Genomic DNA, 18905 nt, shown 5'->3' with positions numbered 1-18905 from the left:
TTGTAGACAGGGCCGAGTGTGTCAAAGCGAGAGCGAAAACAAACCACACTGACACTTATCCCGGCGGGGTGGTGGGCTGCCCCGTGTTTTCCGGACTGGTGAGTTTGTGTCCTTTTATGCCGCGAACTGCTGATTCAGGTATTCGTTGCGGACTTCGTGCGGAGTTTTGTATCCCAGTGCTGAATGGATTCGTCGCCGATTGTAGTGAAGTTCGATATAGCGGGCAATATCAGTCGAAGCCCTTTTTCGTGTGGGATACACCATATGATGAACGCGCTCGTTTTTGAGGCTGGCGAAGAACGACTCGGCGAGCGCGTTATCCCAACAAATCCCGGTGCGACCGAGGGAATGTCGCAAATCGAGTTCATCCAGTTTCGCGCGATATTCGGCCGATGTATATTGGGTGCCGCGATCGCTGTGCATAATACAGCCCGACTCAAGCGTGTGATTTCGTGCGGCCATGTCGAGGGCGTCGGTGACCAATTCGGTGCGCATGTGATCGGCCATCGCGTAGCCGATGACCTCGTTGTTGAAACAATCAATCACGGTCGCCAAATACAGCCAGCCCTGCCAGGTGGAAATGAACGTGATGTCGCCGACCAGCTTGGCCCCGGGCCGGTTGGCGGTGAAGTTCCGCTCGACCAGATCTGGCACGCCGTCGGGCTGTTCAGCGCTGCGGACGGTGGTGGTGCGGTACGGCTTCAGCTGCACCGTGACCAGGCCCATCTCGCGCATGAGTTGGCGGACCGTCTCGTCATCGACCCGCTCACCAGCACGGACGAGCTCGGCATGGATCCGCCGGTAACCGTAGGTGCCGCCGAAGAGGTCAAACAGTGTCTCAATCTTGGTCTTGAGCAGTTCGCGGCGCCGCTCGGTCGCCGACGGCGGCCGGCGAAACCACTCGTAGTAGCCCGATTTCGACACATCCAGCCACGCCAGCATCTGCGTCAGGGTGGGAGCGTCCGCCACATTATGGCCCTTGTTGTGCGCGTACTCGGCGGCGATGAACTCGTACTTCTCGCTCACCGCTGCTCCCTCGCAAAGTACGCTGCCGCTTTTTTCAAAAAGGACAGTTCCATCTCCTGCTCGCGCACCCGGCGACGCAGTTCGGCGAGTTCGGCACGCTCAGACAATTCCAGCGGCGGCTCGTCCCCGGCGTGATCCTCGCGGTATTTCTTCACCCAATTAGCTAGGGTCGTTTCCCCGAGACCGTACTCGCGAGCGACCTCAGCGATCGGACGCTGCCCTTCCACAACCAGCTTCGCCGCCTGCTCACGAAATTCAGGCGTGTACTTCTGATACTTCCTTGCCACGAACCAACATCCCTTCCAGAACGGACCCTATGCGGTCCACAGTCCGGGAAATAACGGGCACCCCATGGCGAAAGGAGTGGTCGCATATTGGTACGCGGGTTACAACGACAACAATGTCGTTGAAAACTGCCTGGACCGCTCAGAATTGCCAGAGGGTCATCTGGCAGTGCTGAATGACTTCTATATATGGACCGGCACTGAATGGTGGGTATGCCACTCCAGCGATTGGCACTATAACAAAAACTGGGCGCACAAGTATTCATACAGAACTACGTGGGGTTTCGCGCCCTGCGGGTCTGGATATTATGGAACCGTATCCTACGGCTACGCCTACAGTTTGGTGCGTGGCTGGCTGGGCGGTGACGTGTGGTCTGGATACCACTGGTTGCCAAGTTAGCCAACAGATACAGGAAGCAGGAAAAGGGGCCACAAAATGCGGATGCGCACCACCGTCACGATCAGCGTCATCGGACTCGCGGCTATGGCCGTGACAGCGGGCGTCGCGATCGCGCTCTCCGCCTCCAGTGAGCAACCGCCACCTCCGCCACCCGCTCCGCCGTGGGTAGCGGAGGACGGCACAATTGATCACGACAAGCTCCCTAGCGAAATCCCCGTCATGGGGCCTGACGGGAAACCGTTGCTGGACCCACAGGGCAAGCCAGTCACGGTCGACCCGCGCCGCGGCACCCCGGACCGCACACCACCCACACCGTCACGGCACAGGCCCGGCAACACCGTCGAGAGCGACGAAGAGAACCACGGATAGGCACGCGCACAGTCCGCTGAGCCGTCGCGCGCCGGAACGGACAATCCCACGGCGCGTCTTCAGTGTTGGGGCGAGCTTGCGCCGGTCAAACCGCCGCAACTGGCGCCAGGACTACCCGGCGAAACAGACCGAGACACACGAGGCGGTGGATCACGGCGGGCGTGCTGGCAGTAGTGCTGTTGGTGTCGGCGGTGGTGGCGTCGACATGTGCGCCAATCAAGGTCGAGCCCATGCCGATACCGGTGTCCTCAAGCCCCTGATCTGACAACAGTCAGCTGACGCCAGCCTCGCAACAAGCGTACGAAACGGACGAATCCGGTGGAGCAGTGCCGTGACCCCATTTCGCGACACCGGCACCGCTGCTCCAGTTTTGCTCCAGTTGCGGTGCACCCAGTCCACTATGGACGCCAGAATAAGATCAACCCCCGACCACATTCCCGCAGGTCAGGGGTTGAATAAACGATGTTCACAACGAGTGGAGCTGACGGGACTCGAACCCGTGACCCCCACACTGCCAGTGTGGTGCGCTACCAGCTGCGCCACAGCCCCTTGCGATGACTACACGCTACATCACGCCGATCTAGCCGTCGTACAGGGGGTTGGCAGTTGCGTGCTCACACCAGGACAAGGCCCCCGCGGGGCGGCTGACCTGCGTGAGAAAGTCCCAGCGAGTACCGCCAATTGGGAGCTGGCACGGCGTCGCTTGCGCTACGGTCGGCACTGTCGACGTCCGGCTTCTCGCTGCTGGGGCTCAGGAGGCGATCTGCCTGGTGACTGCGTGGCGCGCGTGGCTCGTGAGCCGTATCACCGCTCTTGTGCTGACCTGCGTCGCCGTGGCTGTCGCTGGTTGCGGCTCGGACGTGGCGCCGAATTCGCTGGTCGCCAAGGCTGAGGACGCCGGAAGCCTGGCCATCGGAACGCGCTTCGATCAGCCCGGCATGTCGGAACAGACACTCGACGGCCGTTTCGTCGGGTTCGACGTCGACCTCGCCCGGTTCGTCGCGAACGAGCTGGGCGTCGACGATGAGGACATCGAGTGGGTCGACGTCACCGCCGATGAGCGGGAGTCCGCGCTGATGAACGGCGACGTCGACATGATCGTGGGCACGTACTCGATCACCGAGGAGCGCAAACAAGAGGTGGCGTTCGCGGGTCCGTACTTCGTCACCGGCCAGGCGATCCTGGTCCGGATAGGCACCAAGGGCATCAACGGCCCCGGTGCGTTGAACGGCAAGACCTTGTGCTCGGTCAGCGGCTCGACGTCCGCACAGCGGGTCAAACAGCGCCACGCCAAGAACGTCGAGCTCAAGGAGTACCCACGCTATGCCGATTGCGTGACCGCGTTGCTCGCCGGGCAGGTCGATGCCGTGACGACGGACGAAGCCATCCTGGCCGGGTATGTGGCGCAGAACCCCGAATTGCTCAAGGTGGTCGGCCAGCAGTTCTCCGAGGAGCGTTACGGTATTGGCCTGCGCAAGGACGACCACAGCGGTCAGCGCGCGGTCAACGACGCGATCAGGATGTTCATCGGCAGCGGCGAGTGGGAACGGTCGCTGCGACTGCACCTCGGCGCGTCCGGTTACAAGCTGCCAGCGCCGCCCGCCGTCACCGAGGGTTGATGGACACACATCTCGCCGCACTGCCGGACCTGCCGGTGCGCGACGTCGTGCCGGAGGTGCTCGACGGGCTGCGTGACACCGGCTGCGCCGTGCTGGTCGCGCCGCCCGGCACCGGCAAGACTACCCTCGTCCCGCTCGCGCTCGCTGGGGACTACGAGGGCCGCATCGTCGTGGCCGAGCCGCGTCGTGTGGCCGCCCGTGCCGCCGCGCGCCGGATGGCGTCGCTGCTGGGGGAGCGCGTCGGCCAGACCGTCGGTTACTCCGTGCGCGGCGACCGCGAAGTCTCCGACGCCACCCGCATCGAGGTGGTGACGTCGGGACTGCTGGTGCGGCGGTTGCAGGCCGATCCCGACTTGCCCGGTGTCGCCGCCGTCGTGCTCGACGAGTGTCACGAACGGCATCTCGACGCCGATCTGCTGCTCGCGTTGCTGCTGGACGTCCGGGGCGGTCTGCGCGACGACCTTCGTCTGCTCGCGACGTCCGCGACCGTGGCCGCTGACCGGCTCGCGTCGCTGCTCGGTGACGCCTCACCCGCCCCGATCGTGACCGCGCGGACGCCGCTGTTCGACGTCGAGTCCCGGCACGTCGCCCCGGCGCGAGGTGAGCGCGTGGCGGCCTGTGTCGGGCGTGCGGTGCGTACCGCGCTGGCTGAATCGGACGGCGACGTGCTGGCGTTCCTGCCCGGCGTCGGTGAGATCGCCGCGGTGTCCGACCTGCTTGGCGATTTATCCGGAGTAGACGTCCGGGTGCTCCACGGTGGACTCACCGGGTCTGAGCAGGACGCCGTGCTGCGGGAGGGCCAGCGGCGCAGGGTGGTGCTGGCGACGGCCATCGCCGAGTCGAGCGTGACAGTGCCCGGCGTGCGCGCTGTCGTGGACTCCGGTCGGGCTCGGGTGCCGCACGTCGACCACCGACGCGGGTTGTCCGGGCTGACGACGGTACAGGTCAGCGCCGCCGTCGCCGAGCAGCGCGCGGGGAGGGCGGCGCGGCAGGGGCCCGGCCTGGTGCTGCGGTGCTGGCCGGAACATGAGCACGGCACGTTGCCCGCCTACCCGGAACCAGAGATCGCCATCGCCGACCTGACCTCGCTGGCACTCGAACTCGCCTGCTGGGGAACGCCGGACGGCAACGGCCTGTCCTGGTGGGATCCGCCGCCGCGCGGCCCGCTGGACGCCGGGGTGCGGGTGCTCACGACTCTCGGCGCGCTCGACGACGGTGGGAAGGTCACCGAGCGGGGACGGGCGATGGCGCGCGTCGGCCTGCATCCCCGGCTCGCCCGCGCGTTGCTCGACGGCGCCCGGCACACCGGACGACGCTGCGCGGCGGAGGTGGTCGCACTGCTCGACACCGTGGGTGCGGGCACAGCGACGGACGTCGACACCGCGCTGTCCGCCCTCCGGCGGGGCAACGCGGCGGGCGCACGCCGCTGGCGGGACGACGTCGCGCGCTTGGAGCGCACCGCATCGAAGGACCAGGGCAGCGGCACTCCCGACCCGGCGCACGTCATCGCGCTCGCACACCCCGAACGCCTCGCACGACGTCGCGCACCAGGAACGCGGGTGTACCTCATGGCCAACGGCACGGCGGCGGAACTGCCGCACGACGGTGTCCTGGCGGATGCGGAGTGGCTCGCGATCGCGGAAGCCACCCGCGAGCCGGGACGTAAGCACGCGGTCATCCGGCTGGCGGCACCGGCCGACGTTGACCTCGCCACCGAAGCTGCCGCGGCTCTGCGCCGCACCGACGATGAGATCACCTGGGCGGATGGCGACGTACGCGCTCGCCACCGCGACTGGCTTGGTGCGACCGAACTCGACCAACGGCCACTCGCCAACCCTGATCCGGCCGCCATCCGATCCGCCGTCCTCGACGGCCTCCGCGCCGAGGGCACCGAGTTGCTTCACTGGACCCGCGAGGCAACCGACCTGCGTGACCGGTTGGCGTTCCTGCATCGCGCGCTGGGTGAACCGTGGCCAGCCATGGACGACGCGAACCTGCTCGCGCGAGCGGACGAATGGCTGGAACCCGAGCTGTCGACGTCTCGTTCCCGGGCGGATCTCGGGAAGCTCAACGCCGGTGACCTGCTGCGCAGACTCGTGCCGTGGCAGCACGCCGCCCGGCTGGACGACCTCGCCCCGGAACGTATCGAAGTGCCGACTGGGTCGCGCATTCGTGTCGATTACTCCGGCGGTGACCCTGTACTGCCGGTGCGACTGCAGGAGACGTTCGGCTGGCCGCACACGCCGGTGATCGCGGACGGCGCGGTCCCGGTCGTGCTCCACCTGTTGTCGCCCGCGGGCCGACCGTGCGCGGTCACGACTGACCTGGCGTCGTTCTGGCGTAACGGCTATCCCCAGGTGCGTGCCGAGTTGCGCGGTCGCTACCCGAAGCACTCCTGGCCGGAAGATCCGCTGACCGCCGAGCCGACCACCCGCACCAACCGACGTCGCTAACCGTCGCCGCGCGGCGGGGCGTCCCGCGGCTAACTACGAATCCGTATCTCCTCGTCCCGCTGCCGCTCGTGCTCGCCGCGCTGCACCGCTTCGCGGATCTGCTCCTCTGCTTGCTGGATGAAGTCGGCGAAGAACTCGTCAATGCGCGGGTCGGTCAGCACCTCAAGCGTGATCCGCATCGTCGACTCGGTCACCGTCCGTACGAGCTGGTCGTGGAACGGCACCAGCCTCAGCCTGCCGAGCTGCGGGTCCTCGTCCAGCTTCTCCGCGATCAACGCTTGCAGCTCGTCGTGGTTCTCCCGCAGCGAACTCGCCAGATGGCGGGGGTAATGGCCGGTAGCGAGCACTTTCACGACCTCGTCCAGCACCGCCACGGTGATCGGCTTCTTGATCGCCAGCACGATCGGCTCGGCGAGCCGTTCCACCAGCCGGTACGTGAACCGCTTACCGAACACCATGTCCGTGGCGCGCACAAGCCGCACCACGATGCCGACGATCCGCAGCAACCGCAGGCTGCGCAGCGCGGGATGCGCCAACGGGATCATGCCGAGAATTTCGTAGAAGTTGCGCAACGGGAACCAGCGTTCCCAGCCGTGCGAACGCCACCGCCACAGGAACTCGACCAGGAACACACCACAGATCGACGTGTCCACGATGATGACCCACAGGGCGAAGGACATCGACGGCTCGATGAACGTCACGTACACCAACAGCCCGACCGAGAACACCGCGAGTAGCAGCATCGCGATGTCGTCGAGGGCGGTCAGTGACATGCGGGTACGGCCGCGGGTCCCGGAAGCGGGCTCTGCCATGGTCCTCCTCGCCGAGTGAGAGGGCTCACTGTATAAGCCTGGTCGCGATCATCTCCGACGCCTCGGAAACCCGCCGTCCTGGTGTGTCGTCACCCGATAGTGCGCTATTGTGCCGCGGGTTCCGCGCTCTGGCGTGTGTGTCCACTGTGCTCGTTCCCGCTCCGCTGGGAGGATTGTGGTGAGTTCCACTCGCGCTCGACGAGTGTTCGTCGGCGTCATCGCCGCTGTGGCCAGCGCGGTCGTCGTCGGCAGCCTCTTCACATCGGCGACCGGCACGCCCACTGATGGCACCACCCGCGCTAACGACAGCGCGATCGTCGTCTTCACCGACAAGCCGCTGCTCACGCATCCGAAGACGTCGGGTCTGGGGCCGCCGCTCAATCTCGACGCCGCCCCCGTGCGTGCGGTCCGGAAGGGACTCGCCGCGCAGCACGATCGGTTCCGGGACTGGCTAGACGCCGTGCCAGCCACGGTGGTCCGCGAGTATCACCTCGCGCTCAACGCCGTCGCCGTCGACCTCAACGGCGCCAGCATCGCCGACCTGCGGAGCGCGCCGGGAGTGCGCGGCGTGTACCCCAGCAGGTCGTATGAACCACTCGCCGCTGACCCGGACCTGACATTGATCAACGCGATCAAGGCGTGGCGGACGGAGCGGGTCGGCGGCGTCGCCAACGCGGGCGCCGACATCGACGTCGGCATCATCGACAGCGGCATCGACATCGAACATTCGTGCTTCGACGACTCCGACTTTCCTGTGCACGTGCAGCGCGGTGACCTTCGCTTCACGAACAACAAGGTCGTCGTGGCGCGTGCGTTCAACTCCGATGAGAGCCTGACTCCGGAGGCGATCGGCGCGCACGGCACCCACGTCGCGGGCACCGTCGCGTGCAACGCGAACACCCCCGCGAGCGTGCGGGGTGTGGGTGTCCCGTACCGGGTGTCCGGTGTCGCGCCCGCCGCGCGGCTCGGCAACTACAACGTCTTTCCCGGCGACGTCGATACGGTGTCCGATGCCGACCTGCTCGACGCCCTGGAGGCCGCATACCGCGACGGCATGGACGTCATCAACCTCAGCCTCGGCGGGCCGGTCGAACGCACAACAGATCCCATCGCCGATGCCGTGAACAACCTGGATGAATCGGGCGTCGTCGTCACGGTCGCGGCGGGCAACGACGGCCCGGGGGAGGGCACCGTCGCCTCACCGGGAACCGCCAAGCGGGCGCTGACGTCAGGTGCGTCCACGGTCGGCCACTTCCTCGGCACCGCCATCACCGTCGAGGACAGGACGGTCCGCGCCGCCGCCGGGGAATTCCCGACCGTGCGGACGGACCGCACCGCGCCGCTCGACGTCGTCGAGGGCGACGTCAACGGCCTCGGTACCGCGTGCGAACCGCTCGACGGCATGGATCTCACCGGCCGGATCGCCGTGGTCAGCAGGGGCGAGTGCAGCTTCTCCGCCAAGGTTCGTGTCGTGGAGGACGCCGGGGCGGTCGCCGCGTTGGTCGTCAACGACGTCGCGGGTGACCCGACGTCGATGGCGGCCGACCCGTCCGTCGAGCCGCGGCCGACGATCCCGGCGTACATGATCGGGCTCGGCGCGGCTCGGGACGTACTCGCGGTTGACGGAAGCACTGCCACGATCGACGCCGATCCCAGCTACTTCCGCACCGGCAACGACAACATCATGGCCGGGTTCTCCGGACAGGGACCGACACCGGACGAGGCCAGCCTCGTCAAGCCGGACGTCGTCGCGCCGGGCGCCAACGTGCTCGCCAGCGTCCCCGGTACCGAGTGCGACGCCGATTCGTGCTGGGCATTCATGCAGGGGACGTCGATGGCGGCGCCGCACCTCGCTGGCATGGCGGCGGTGCTGCGTGCCGCGCACCCGGAGTGGACGTCCGCGCAGGTCCGTTCCGCCGTCGTGAACACCGCCGCCGAGGGCGCACTGACCCAGTACGAGGACGGGCGCACGGTGTTGGACGACGTCACGGTGACCGGTGCTGGGCTAGCCGACCTGCGCGCCGCCGTTCATGCGCGGGTGGCGATCGGGCCGGTGAGCACGTCGTTCGGCACGCTGCGGGGCCGCGCTCCCGTCGAGGCGACCGTGCGGCTGAGCAGTTTGACCGGCCGGGCGCTGCGGTTGTCGGTGTCGATCGATTCCCGCGTCGGTGAGGGTGTCCGGTTTATCGCGCCCAGCGAGGTGACGGTCCCCGCCAGGGGGACGACGTCGATCACGCTGCGTGCCGTCGCCACTGGCGGACCAGAGCCGTCCGGCGGGCGCGGTGACGGCGCGTCGGGTTCTGGCGCGTCGGAACCCGGCCCGCGCTCCGCCATTCTCCGCCTCACGGACTCCACCGGCACGGACATCGCGCACTCGGTGTTGTTCGCGATGCGCCGGTGAGTGAAGGGCTGCCCTTCACTACACCCCGTTCTACCGCAGCGGCGTCAGCTCCGGCCGCTTGGCGGTTCGCCCGTCGGCGGACGACCTCCCTCGGATGCGCCTGCCGACCCATGGGCCGAAGAACGTCGCCATCCACCGCAGCTCGGTGGCGGCCGTGCCGAGCGTGCTGCGCTCATCAGGCTGTGGCAGCGGCTCGGACCAGGTCGCGGTGCTGCCGGGCAGGCCGAGCGCGTCGGCCATGCCCGCCGCGATGAGGCTGTGGCCGAGTGGGCTGGCGTGCAGCCGGTCCGGGCTCCAGAGCCGCTGGTCGGTGGTCACGCTGTGGTGATAGGTCTCAAGCACGGTCACACCGTGGCGTGCGGCGGCCTGGTCGATACGGGCGTTGAGTGCGATCACCCTGGGTAGCAGTGGTCGGGCCAGCGGCACGATCTCACCGATATTCGGGAAGGTGATCGTGGCAACGCGCGCGCCCGCTTCGGTCAGCGCGGCGAACATCGCCTCGATCTCGCCGGCGACTTCGTCGGCGTCGAACGACGGCCGGAGTAGGTCGTTCATGCCCGCGACGACGGTGGCCAGGTCAGGAAGCATCGCCAGCGCCGGTTCCAGCTGTTGGCGGCGAATATCGGCGGCGACGCTGCCGCGCACAGCGAGGTTCGCGTACCGGATGTCCGGGTTCAGCTCGGCAAGGTGCTCGGCCAGCCGGTCAGCCCATCCCCGATAGCCAGTCGACTCGTCGCCGTCGCACAGGCCTTCGGTCTGGCTGTCACCCAGCGCGACATAACGCTCATACTGCGGGTCGCTCATTCCTCCTTTATAGCCCGGAGGAGTAACGGCCACGTTGCGCGCCAGGGGTACGACGTGGTCGCGCACCAAGAGGGTAGCGCCAGCTTCACGCCCGCTGTGACAAGTAGAACTGGACATCGGAGACGTTTCGCTGTCACAGCGGGCGTGAAGCGGTCCAAGCGGTCCCACAGCGGGGGACTCCAGAGCGCGGGACTCGCGGCGCGGGGGTCGACACGCATTGTCACGGACTTGATACCGGCGAATCACACTGTAGGGTAGCCCTACCTGTACGCTCCGTATGGTACGACGACCCTGAGGCGTGAGGTGGGCGTGGACGGATCGACTAGGACGCTGATCTGATGCCGCGGCAGTCCGTCGCCGCTGAAGCACGCCAGTTCACCCGGCGTTGGGCCGCCGCGCTCGCGGAAGCCGCGTCTCCGCCGCGGGATCCTGATGACGTCGAACGCGCGCTGCAACCGTTGGTCGGCGACCTCCTCGAGGCCGTGCGCGGTGACTCCCGCGCTCGCGACACCGCGCGCGACGTCGGGATGGCGCTGGTGGAGGCGAACTTTCGCAACGCTCGATCCCTGAACCGGACCATCACGCTGCTGGGCACCGGTTTCGCCCAGGAACTGGGCGAGGTGCTCGGCCTCGACGACGAGGCTGCGGCCGCCAAGATCGCGGCGGTGCAGGGAGCGGTCGCCGAGGGCTTCTCGCTTGCGCTGCGCGGCAGGATGCTGCGGGAACGCCACACCACGCAGGCGGCGGCGCTCGCGGCCGCGCGGGCGTCCGAGAGCCGTCGACGCACGAGCGAGGCCCGGTTCCGCGCGGTGTTCACCGAGGCGTCCGTCGGCATCGCTATCGTGGATTCCCACGGCTTAGTGATCGAGGCCAATGCCGCTCTCGCCGAGATATTGGGCAGCGCGGATGACGCCTGCACCGGGCTACCGATCGCCGACGTCATCGCCGACGAACTCCCCGCGACGGTTCGCGCGAACCTGGCGGGTCTGCTCGCTGGGGAGACCGGCCGGTTCCGCACCGAGTGCGTCCGCACCAGCGCGGACGGCAGGTCGCAGCGGCTCGACGTCACGCTCTCGGCGGTGACCGACGACGAAGGCGAGCTCGACTTCCTCATCGGTGTCGTCGTCGACCTCAGTGAGTGCCGTGCGCTGGAAGCGCAGTTGTGGCACGAGGCCCGCCATGACGAGCTGACCGGCTTGCCGAACCGCAAGTTGTTCCTGGAACGGCTCGCGAGCACCGAGCGGCTCGCTGGACTGTGCTATGTGGACCTTGACGGCTTCAAGAGCTTCAACGACGGCCTCGGCCATGACACCGGCGACCGTTTGCTCATCGCCGTCACCAACCGGCTGCGGCAGGCGGCGGTAGACGATGGCGTGCTGATCGCTCGGCTTGGCGGCGACGAGTTCGTCCTGCTCATCGAGGAGGACGGCACCGACGCCGACCGCGTCACCCACTACGCCGAGCGAACGCTGGACGCGCTCGCGGCGCCGATCCGCATCGGCGAGGACGAGTACCGGGTCACCGCCAGCATCGGTGTGGTGCACACGGCGACAGCCGGGAGGTCGCCGTCCGAGCTGATGCGCGCCGCGGACATCTCGCTGCAGCGCGCGAAAGCACTGGGCAGGGCGCGTTGGGAGCGTTACGACCCTGACCGGGGTGCTGAGGAGGCGACCAAACACGAGCTGGCGACCGCGATACCGCTCGCGCTGTCCCGTGGTGAGTTCGTGCTCGACTACCAGCCGATGGTCACATTGCCTGATCCGGTGGTGAGCGGTTTCGAGGCGCTGGTGCGTTGGCGGCACCCGCAGCTGGGGCTGCTCGGTCCAGACCGGTTCATTCCGCTCGCCGAGCAGACCGGCCACATCGTCGCGCTCGGTAGATGGGTGCTCGAGCAGGCGTGCGCGCAGGCGCGCCGCTGGTACGACGACTTCCGCGACGTTCCGGTGATGGTCAGCGTCAATGTCGCGGCGACGCAGCTGCGGGAGGCGTCGTTCGTGGCCGACGTCCTCGGCGCGCTGCACGACGCTGGGCTTCCCGCCGACCGGCTCCAGCTGGAGCTCACCGAGAGCGCCGTAGCGGGTGACACCTCGTGCGCGCTGGCCGCGCTAAGCGAACTGGCGGCCGCGGGCGTCAGCCTCGCTATCGACGACTTCGGTACCGGCTACTCCAACCTGGCTCACCTGGGCCGGTTGCCGGTCCACACGCTCAAGATCGACCGGTCGTTCCTGTCTCCGGTGCGGCCGGGCGGGCCGACCGATCCCGCGCACGACAAGATCGTCGCGGCGACCATCTCGCTGGCGCACTCGCTAGGGCTCGACGTCGCCGCCGAAGGTGTGGAGACACCGGCGCAGGTGGAGGCGCTGCGGGTGCTGCACTGTGACAGCGCGCAGGGCTTCCTGTTCGGCGCGCCTGCCTCGGCGGACGACGCGACCACGCTGCTCGCCCACCGCATCGCCACTGCGGATTCGGCGTAGCGGCGCGGTAACACCCCGAACGGCAATCGGCTCCGCTGCGATCGCTCGCGACGGAGCCGAGTGCGACGTCGACGTGTGCCCTAGCTTGCCTCAGCCCAGCAGGTCGAGGGTGCCGGAAATGGTGCCGGTGACGGGGTCGAGCGTGTCCTCGACCGGCTCGGTGACCGGGTCGAGGGTGTCATCGACCGTGTCGACGGTGTCGTCGATCAGGCCACCGTCGTCCTCGTTCTCCTGAGACGGGTCGCTCTGCCGCGACGTCGGCTCCGACTGCCGCGTCTCCTCAGCGGGCACGGGGGCGACCGTCCTGCTCGGTCCAGGCGCCGCCGTGGTCGGCTCGCTGGCCTGCTGTGTCGCCCGCACGCCGCCGCCGATGCTGGACGACTGCTGCTGTGCGGCGCCGCCGCCGGTGGTCCGCTGCGAGGTGTCGACGTTGTTGCTGGCGTTCAGCACCGTGCTCGTCGGCTGGACGCCGCCCAGCCGAGCCTCGCTTGTCACCCGGTCGCCGGTGCCCGCGGCGTCGGCGAGCGTGTCGGCGGGCCCGGAGGCGGTGGTCGGCTTGAGCGCGATCAGCCCGGCGACCGTGAGTCCGCAGAGTACGGCGGCGCTGCTGATGGCACCGAACTTGCCGCCCTTGCGCTTGTCCGACTGGGTGCCTGCCGCCGCGTCAACCTTCGTACCAACGCCGCGGGCGGCCCTCGGCGCGCTCTGCGCAGGCTCGGCTTCGCGCCGCATGAGCTGGTTGACGTGGATCCTGGTGGTCGGCATCTCCAGCGTCGGGGTGTCCTCACCCTCGAACTCGATACCCTCGCGCCGTAGCAGCTCGGTCACCGGCTGCAACTGGCGCTCCCTGTGTTGCTGTCGGGGCCTGCGGTACGGGGTGTACGCGGCGCGTTCGCGCGCGACGAGCTCGGCGACGGTGCAGTACTTCCGTGCATTCCGTTGCTGTGCAACCGTGTTCATAGACACGCGGGAACCTCTCGTCCGGCCATCCGATAACCCAGTTGATGGCCGCTAGTGGTCTGTTTGTCTGTCGGGGGGAGGTCTCAGATAGTACCCGTTCGGGTGATCTAGAAAAGCCCTGACACCCAAAAAGTCCAAATCTCTATGTGCGTTGGGTCACTTGCGCTGCCATCCCAGCGGCGAACAGATCTTCGTGCAAACGGGGGCGCCACATGAGGCCAGGCAGCCGTACCACGTCGTTGATGATCATGATCGCCGCCTGGACGACCACTCGTGCCGCGTCGATGTCCAGGTCAGGCCGGACCGCGAGCAGCGCCCGCGCCCACGTCATGATCCCCTCGCGCTGTCGCGTGCGGTGCCCGGCCGCGACGTCGGCGGGTAGGTGGGTGAGTTCACTCACCGCGACACGCACGAGATCCCGATGGGTGAACGCGAAGCTGATGTAGTACCGCAGCATCCGCTCCAGCGAGTCCACCGGACTCTTCGCGTCGTCGATGGCAGCGGCGGTGTAGTGCTCGGTCGCCGCCGCCGCACGGTCGATGATGTCGGCGAGTATGTCCGACTTGCGCCGGAAGTGGTAGTACACGCTCGGTCCTGTGATGCCGACGGCCGCGCCGATGTCGTCGATGCTGACCGAGGCATAGCCGCGCTCGCTGAACAGCAGCGCCGCCGCCGCGATCAGCCGGTCCCTGCGCGAGCTCCCCGACGCTTCGTGTGGCATCGGAATGACCGGATCGATCGCGTAGTCCTGCTCGTCGGCGGTGGCATCGGCCGGCAGTTCGGTCGCCGCGACCCGATGCGCCACCGCGCGCAGCAGCGCCCGGAACTCCTCCTCCGGCAACATGACCTGGTGGTGCGACACGCTTTCGAACACCGCGAGCAGGCACCAACCGAGGAACTCGGCGTCGTCGTGGCTCAGTTCCGGCCTGGCGCGCTCGATCGCCGCCTGCGCGGTCGCGGCGGCTCCGACCAGTTTGCGCATCACAAGCGCCTGCGTGTCCTTCGACAGGTAGCGGAACTCGCGCTGCCACAACGCCGACATGCCACGATGCGCCAGCGCACCATGGGCCAGCGAGTCGATCAGCTCGTCGAGGCCCTCGGTGTGCGCGATGCCTTCAATGATTTCGTCGAGGCCGTCCAGCACGCTGCGGGTCAGCAGCTCTTCCTTGTTGGTGAAATGCCGGTACAGCGCGGTGGACGTGATGCCGATGGTGGCGGCGATGTCGACCATCGACGTCCGGTGGTAGCCGTTGCGCAGGAAGTGCTCCGTCGCGGTGCGCAAGATGACTTCCTTACGGTTACGCGGTCGCGCCGAGCCGTTTTGCGCACTTGCCGCGGCGTTCACTCGCACCTGACGTCCCTTCGCGATGGCCCTCGCTCGCGGCCCACCATAGCGCGAAGGGCCGATGCCTCAGCGCAGGCCGAGCCGCCGCTTGAGGTCACGCGCCATCACGAACCGGGTGACCCGGCGCAGCAGGTTCCCGCGCAACGGACGGTACGGATACCACATCGGCTCCGCGCGTGGCGCTACCCGCGAGGACACGATCGCCTGCGTGCGGCAGTATTTGCGGATGCCATGCGGGCCGCCGTTGCGGGCGCCCATTCCGGACTGCTTCCAGCCTGCCATCGGCAGCGGTAGCGCGAACAGGTTCGTGAAGACGTCGTTGACGTTGACCGCGCCCGCCTCCAGTCTGCGCGCGATCCGTTCGCCGCGCTCGGTGTCGCGGCTGAACACCGTTGCCGACAGCCCGTACGGCGTGTCGTTGGCGAGCCGCACCGCCTCGTCGGCGTCGGTCACCTTCATGATCGGCAGCGTCGGCCCGAACGTCTCCTCACGCATACACGCCATCGAATGGTCGACGTCGACAAGCACGGTCGGTTCGAAGAATGTCCCCGTGCCTGTGGCCTTTCCGCCGATCAGTGCCTTCGCGCCCGCCGCGATCGCCTCATCGACGTGGCGACGCACGATCTCGACCTGCGCCTGGTTCGCGAGCGCGCCGACGTCGTAGCGGAAGCCGTCGGTGTCCGCGCCATCCGTGCCTTGCCGCAGCTCGCGCACCCGCTCCACCACGCGGTTGACGAAGTCCTCGTACACCGGGGCCTCGACGTAGATCCGCTCAACCGAGGTGCACATCTGTCCCGAGTTGCAGATTCCGCCCCACACGGCGGCGTTCGCCGCGCGGTCAAGGTCCGCATCGGACAACACCAGCATCGGATCCTTGCCGCCCAGCTCGAGTCCATACGGGATCAGTCGTTCCGCCGCGCGCGTCGCGATCGCCGTCCCGGTGCGGGTGGAACCGGTGAACTGCACGTAGTCCACGGTGTCCACCAACGCCGCGCCGGTGTCGCCGTAGCCGGTCAGGCAGGTCAGTACGGGCGGCGCGCCGCTCTCCGCCCAACCGGCGATCGCCGTGCTGGTCGCCAGCGGCGTGAACTCGGACGGCTTGACCACAACGGCAGCGCCCGCGAGCAGCGCGGGGATGGCGTCCATCAGCGACAGCGCGACCGGGAAGTTCCACGGCGTGATGACTCCGACCACCGGGTACGGGCGGTGTACCGCGCGCTGCCGCTTGGTCAGCGTCATCGGCCCGTGCGCTTTCGGCGTTTCGTCGGTGAGGAACCGCTCGCCGTGCTTGGCGTAGTAGTTGATGACGTCGGCGGCGTACGGCACCTCCATGGTGGCCTCCGCCCACGGCTTGCCGGTCTCCGACTGCAGGATGCGCGCGATGGTGTCCTCGTTGTCCAGCAGCCAGTCGCGGTAACGGCGCAGCCAGCGGGCGCGCTCGGCGAAACCGCCGCCCTCCCAGGACGTCTGGTGCTCGCGTAGCTGGTTGACGGTCTCGGCCACCTCGTCCGGCCGCTGATCCTTGACGACACCGACCACGCTGCCGTCGGCGGGGGAGCGGACCTCGATGCTCACTTGGCACCTCCGACGATGCGACGGTGGTAGGACTCCCGCTGCGCCGGGTCGGGGTCGCTGAACGCGTGGTCCAGCTTGGTGACCCGCGCGAACGCGTAGCGCGCCCGTTCCGGCAGCAGCGACATGAACTTGATCGTGGCGGTCAACGACGTCGGCACGGTCAGCCTGCCCTTGTTGCTGACCACGGCCCTGACGACGGTGGCGGCGACGTCCTCCGGATCGACGGTGGTCATGTTCTCCGCCCAGCCCGGCAGATTCGCGCCGGCGGACAGCTCGGTGCGCACGATGCCGGGCAGCACCGCGGTGACGTTGACGCCGCTGTCCATCAGCTCCCTGCGTAGCGCTTCGGTGAACCCGACCACAGCGTGCTTGGTGCCGCAGTACGTCGCGATGCCCGCTTCGGCGGTCATGCCCGCCAGCGACGCGATGTTGACGATCGTGCCCGTGCGCCTGCTGGCGAACCGCTGTCCGGCGAGCTTGCTGCCGGTGATGACCCCGCGCAGGTTGATGTCGATCATCCGGTCGGTCATCACGTCGGACTCGTCGAGGAACATCCCGGTCGGCATGATCCCGGCGTTGTTGACCAGCACGTCCAGTCCGCCGAGCTGCTCGGTGACCTGGTCGAGGAAGGTGGCGAACGACGTCCGGTCGGTGACGTCCAGTGGCAGCCCGATCACCGTCGCGCCCGGCCGTGCGCCCAGTTCGACGGCGGTCTTCTCGGCCAGCTCGACGTCGACATCGCCAATCGCGACCGTCGCGCCGTTGGCGAGGAACCGCTCGGCCGTCGCCTTGCCGATGCCCCGCGCGCCCCCGGTGATCGCCACGATCTTGCCCTGGAGCTGGCTCCTGATCGCCGCAGGGGACTTCGCTGTCCGTGCCATCGGTGTTCTGCCTCTCCGCCGCTGTGTCACCCGTCACGCGCAGTATGGCGGGGATGGCACGAGAGGCGCTTGAGCTGAGCGGCCGAATCGCCTTCGTCGTGTTGTACCGTGCGGCCAATACGGGGGCCGATCGCGGAAGGGAGCGCGGCAGGATGGCGGGACGAATCAGCCAGCGCGACGTGCTGGAGTGGGTGGAGCGCGATGCCGCGTCGATGCTCCGCGAAGACCTGGTCAGCGAGCTGACCGAGCAGGTGACCGCCGAGCTCGCCGCCGAGGTGCCCGAGGTGGCCGCCGATATCGGCATCCGGCGTGACCTCGACGTCAGCACGCACGACCTGTTGTGGTCGTACTTGGTTCAGGCGGCCAAGGACCCTCAAGCGGACATGACCTTCCCGCCAGCCGCTGTCGAGTTGGCCCGCACCCTCGCCGTGCGTGGTCACGACGTCAGCCTGCTGCTACGGATGTACCGGGTCGGTCAGCGGGTGTTCTGGGCGCGGTTGATGCGGATCGTCACCGACCGCATCGAAGACGCCGAGCTGCGCATGGCGGTGCTGGAGTTCCTGTGGGAACGGGTCAGCCGCGCGCTGGAGCGCAACATCGACCTGCTCGTCGACACTCACACCGAGGAGAGCGAGCGGCGGCTGCGCGGCGCGCTGGTGCGCAGGACGGAGACCGTGCACGCCATCCTGCGCGGGGAGTCGATCGACGTTTCCGCCGCGAGCGAGCAGCTGGGGCACAACCTGCTGCGACACCAGACGGCGCTGGTGCTGTGGGCGCGCGAGTCGGCCGGCGAGCCCGACCCGAGCGAGCAGCTGGAGTCGCTGGCGGGGGAGGCCGCCGCGGCTCTGGGGTGCCTCCGGCCGTTGGCGGTGCGCTCCAGCGCGCGGGTGGTCTGGGCGTGGTTGGCCGGGAGCGGCGAGCTGCCGCTGGATCGGCTGCGCGAACTGGACGCGCTGCGCCGGTCGGACTCGTTGCGGATCGCGGTGGGCACGGCCGCGCGCGGCCTGGCGGGCTTTCGCGCCAGCCATCGGGAAGCACTGCGGGCCCAGCGGGTCGCGGCGGCGTCGGTGCGCGGGGAGCCGGTCACCTGCTACCGCGACGTCGAGCTGCTCAGCTGCCTGTCCGCCGACGAGGAAGCGATGCGCGCCATGGTGCGCCGCTCGCTGGGCGGGCTAGCCGGTGACAGCGGTGCCAGCCAGGCTGGCGGGACCAACGACGCTGTCGCGCGGCTGCGCACGACAGCGTTGGCGTATCTGGACGCGGGCGGCGCCCGCGCGGCCGCGGCCGCGCTCGGCGTGCACAAGAACACCGTGCTCTACCGACTCCGTCAGGTCGAGGGCCTTCTCGGTCACCCCTTGGACGCCGATCCTCTCGGCCTCCACCTGGCTCTTTTGCTCGCCGACCGCTTCGGCCCTCGTGCCCTGCCCTAGCCGCGAGTCGCACCCTTACGGTGCCGTGCGCGATGTTGATCAGGTCTACTCGCGGTGTTGCGCGAATATATC

General features: G+C 68.1%; 13 protein-coding genes and 1 tRNA gene. 6 read left to right on the top strand and 8 right to left on the bottom strand.

Translation table 11 applies throughout. The annotated features are described in order from the left end of the window. Positions 1 to 114: 114 nt before the first annotated feature. A protein-coding gene (locus ACFQGD_RS25580; RefSeq protein ID WP_345398863.1) for an IS3 family transposase occupies positions 115 to 1313 on the bottom strand; the annotation gives its coding sequence in 2 pieces (ribosomal slippage) (positions 115 to 1055 and positions 1055 to 1313; 1200 coding nt in all). A 439-nt stretch (positions 1314 to 1752) separates the two neighbouring features. On the opposite strand from ACFQGD_RS25580, the gene ACFQGD_RS25575 reads away from it, so the two are divergent. Continuing rightward, complete coding sequence (locus ACFQGD_RS25575) at positions 1753 to 2079, top strand: hypothetical protein (RefSeq protein ID WP_345401854.1); 327 nt, start codon at positions 1753 to 1755, stop codon at positions 2077 to 2079. Positions 2080 to 2555: 476 nt separating this feature from the next. On the opposite strand, the gene ACFQGD_RS25570 is transcribed toward ACFQGD_RS25575, so the two are convergent. Continuing rightward, a tRNA-Ala gene (locus ACFQGD_RS25570) sits at positions 2556 to 2628 on the bottom strand. Between the two features lie 221 nt (positions 2629 to 2849). Between ACFQGD_RS25570 and ACFQGD_RS25565 the strand changes: the two genes are divergently transcribed. Then, the gene (locus tag ACFQGD_RS25565; RefSeq protein WP_345401851.1) at positions 2850 to 3698 is read left to right on the top strand and encodes a glutamate ABC transporter substrate-binding protein; all 849 of its coding nucleotides are present in this window, start codon (positions 2850 to 2852) and stop codon (positions 3696 to 3698) included. Next, the gene (gene hrpB, locus ACFQGD_RS25560) at positions 3698 to 6151 is read left to right on the top strand and encodes an ATP-dependent helicase HrpB (RefSeq protein ID WP_345401848.1); all 2454 of its coding nucleotides are present in this window, start codon (positions 3698 to 3700) and stop codon (positions 6149 to 6151) included. The genes ACFQGD_RS25565 and hrpB overlap by 1 nt, the downstream gene beginning before the upstream one ends. A gap of 29 nt (positions 6152 to 6180) precedes the next feature. On the opposite strand, the gene ACFQGD_RS25555 is transcribed toward hrpB, so the two are convergent. After that, positions 6181 to 6963 carry an ion transporter gene (locus ACFQGD_RS25555; RefSeq protein WP_345401845.1) on the bottom strand — a complete coding sequence of 261 codons (783 nt, stop codon included), beginning with the start codon at positions 6961 to 6963 and terminating at the stop codon, positions 6181 to 6183. 178 nt (positions 6964 to 7141) lie between these two features. Here ACFQGD_RS25555 and ACFQGD_RS25550 point away from each other — a divergent pair, with 178 nt between their 5' ends. Beyond that, positions 7142 to 9364, top strand: a complete 2223-nt coding sequence (locus ACFQGD_RS25550; RefSeq protein ID WP_345401842.1) for a S8 family serine peptidase — start codon at positions 7142 to 7144, stop codon at positions 9362 to 9364. Positions 9365 to 9394: 30 nt separating this feature from the next. On the opposite strand, the gene ACFQGD_RS25545 is transcribed toward ACFQGD_RS25550, so the two are convergent. Then, on the bottom strand, positions 9395 to 10168 hold the full coding sequence (locus ACFQGD_RS25545; protein ID WP_345401839.1) for an SGNH/GDSL hydrolase family protein: 774 nt from the start codon (positions 10166 to 10168) through the stop codon (positions 9395 to 9397). A gap of 338 nt (positions 10169 to 10506) precedes the next feature. On the opposite strand from ACFQGD_RS25545, the gene ACFQGD_RS25540 reads away from it, so the two are divergent. Continuing rightward, positions 10507 to 12642: a putative bifunctional diguanylate cyclase/phosphodiesterase gene (locus tag ACFQGD_RS25540; RefSeq protein WP_345401836.1), complete on the top strand. Its 2136-nt coding sequence runs from the start codon at positions 10507 to 10509 to the stop codon at positions 12640 to 12642. Between the two features lie 90 nt (positions 12643 to 12732). On the opposite strand, the gene ACFQGD_RS25535 is transcribed toward ACFQGD_RS25540, so the two are convergent. The 4 genes from ACFQGD_RS25535 to ACFQGD_RS25520 form a co-directional block, all read right to left on the bottom strand. Continuing rightward, a complete protein-coding gene (locus ACFQGD_RS25535; RefSeq protein ID WP_345401833.1) occupies positions 12733 to 13602 on the bottom strand; it encodes a hypothetical protein in 870 nt (289 codons plus the stop codon). 142 nt (positions 13603 to 13744) lie between these two features. Next, complete coding sequence (locus ACFQGD_RS25530) at positions 13745 to 14884, bottom strand: TetR/AcrR family transcriptional regulator (RefSeq protein ID WP_345401830.1); 1140 nt, start codon at positions 14882 to 14884, stop codon at positions 13745 to 13747. Positions 14885 to 15013: 129 nt separating this feature from the next. Next, positions 15014 to 16522 carry an aldehyde dehydrogenase family protein gene (locus ACFQGD_RS25525; protein ID WP_345401827.1) on the bottom strand — a complete coding sequence of 503 codons (1509 nt, stop codon included), beginning with the start codon at positions 16520 to 16522 and terminating at the stop codon, positions 15014 to 15016. Beyond that, a complete protein-coding gene (locus tag ACFQGD_RS25520) occupies positions 16519 to 17403 on the bottom strand; it encodes an SDR family oxidoreductase (RefSeq protein ID WP_345401824.1) in 885 nt (294 codons plus the stop codon). Before ACFQGD_RS25520 ends, ACFQGD_RS25525 begins: the two co-directional genes overlap by 4 nt. Before the next feature lie 53 nt (positions 17404 to 17456). Here ACFQGD_RS25520 and ACFQGD_RS25515 point away from each other — a divergent pair, with 53 nt between their 5' ends. After that, positions 17457 to 18833, top strand: a complete 1377-nt coding sequence (locus ACFQGD_RS25515; RefSeq protein WP_345401821.1) for a PucR family transcriptional regulator — start codon at positions 17457 to 17459, stop codon at positions 18831 to 18833. The last annotated feature ends 72 nt before the right edge of the window (positions 18834 to 18905 follow it).

This window comes from Haloechinothrix salitolerans (genome assembly GCF_042662605.1).
GTDB lineage: Bacteria > Actinomycetota > Actinomycetes > Mycobacteriales > Pseudonocardiaceae > Haloechinothrix_A > Haloechinothrix_A salitolerans.
The sequence above is the reverse complement of the archived record's forward strand: the minus strand, read 5'-3'. Positions and strand labels throughout refer to the sequence as shown.

What these genes read in the sequence shown, in the direction of transcription:
- ACFQGD_RS25555 (WP_345401845.1), bottom strand. Translation starts at nt 6,963, where the DNA reads ATGGCAGAGCCCGCTTCCGGGACCCGCGGCCGTACCCGCATGTCACTG.
- ACFQGD_RS25575 (WP_345401854.1), top strand. Translation starts at nt 1,753, where the DNA reads ATGCGCACCACCGTCACGATCAGCGTCATCGGACTCGCGGCTATGGCC.
- ACFQGD_RS25515 (WP_345401821.1), top strand. Translation starts at nt 17,457, where the DNA reads ATGGCACGAGAGGCGCTTGAGCTGAGCGGCCGAATCGCCTTCGTCGTG.
- hrpB (WP_345401848.1), top strand. Translation starts at nt 3,698, where the DNA reads ATGGACACACATCTCGCCGCACTGCCGGACCTGCCGGTGCGCGACGTC.
- ACFQGD_RS25520 (WP_345401824.1), bottom strand. Translation starts at nt 17,403, where the DNA reads ATGGCACGGACAGCGAAGTCCCCTGCGGCGATCAGGAGCCAGCTCCAG.
- ACFQGD_RS25535 (WP_345401833.1), bottom strand. Translation starts at nt 13,602, where the DNA reads ATGAACACGGTTGCACAGCAACGGAATGCACGGAAGTACTGCACCGTC.
- ACFQGD_RS25545 (WP_345401839.1), bottom strand. Translation starts at nt 10,168, where the DNA reads ATGAGCGACCCGCAGTATGAGCGTTATGTCGCGCTGGGTGACAGCCAG.
- ACFQGD_RS25540 (WP_345401836.1), top strand. Translation starts at nt 10,507, where the DNA reads ATGCCGCGGCAGTCCGTCGCCGCTGAAGCACGCCAGTTCACCCGGCGT.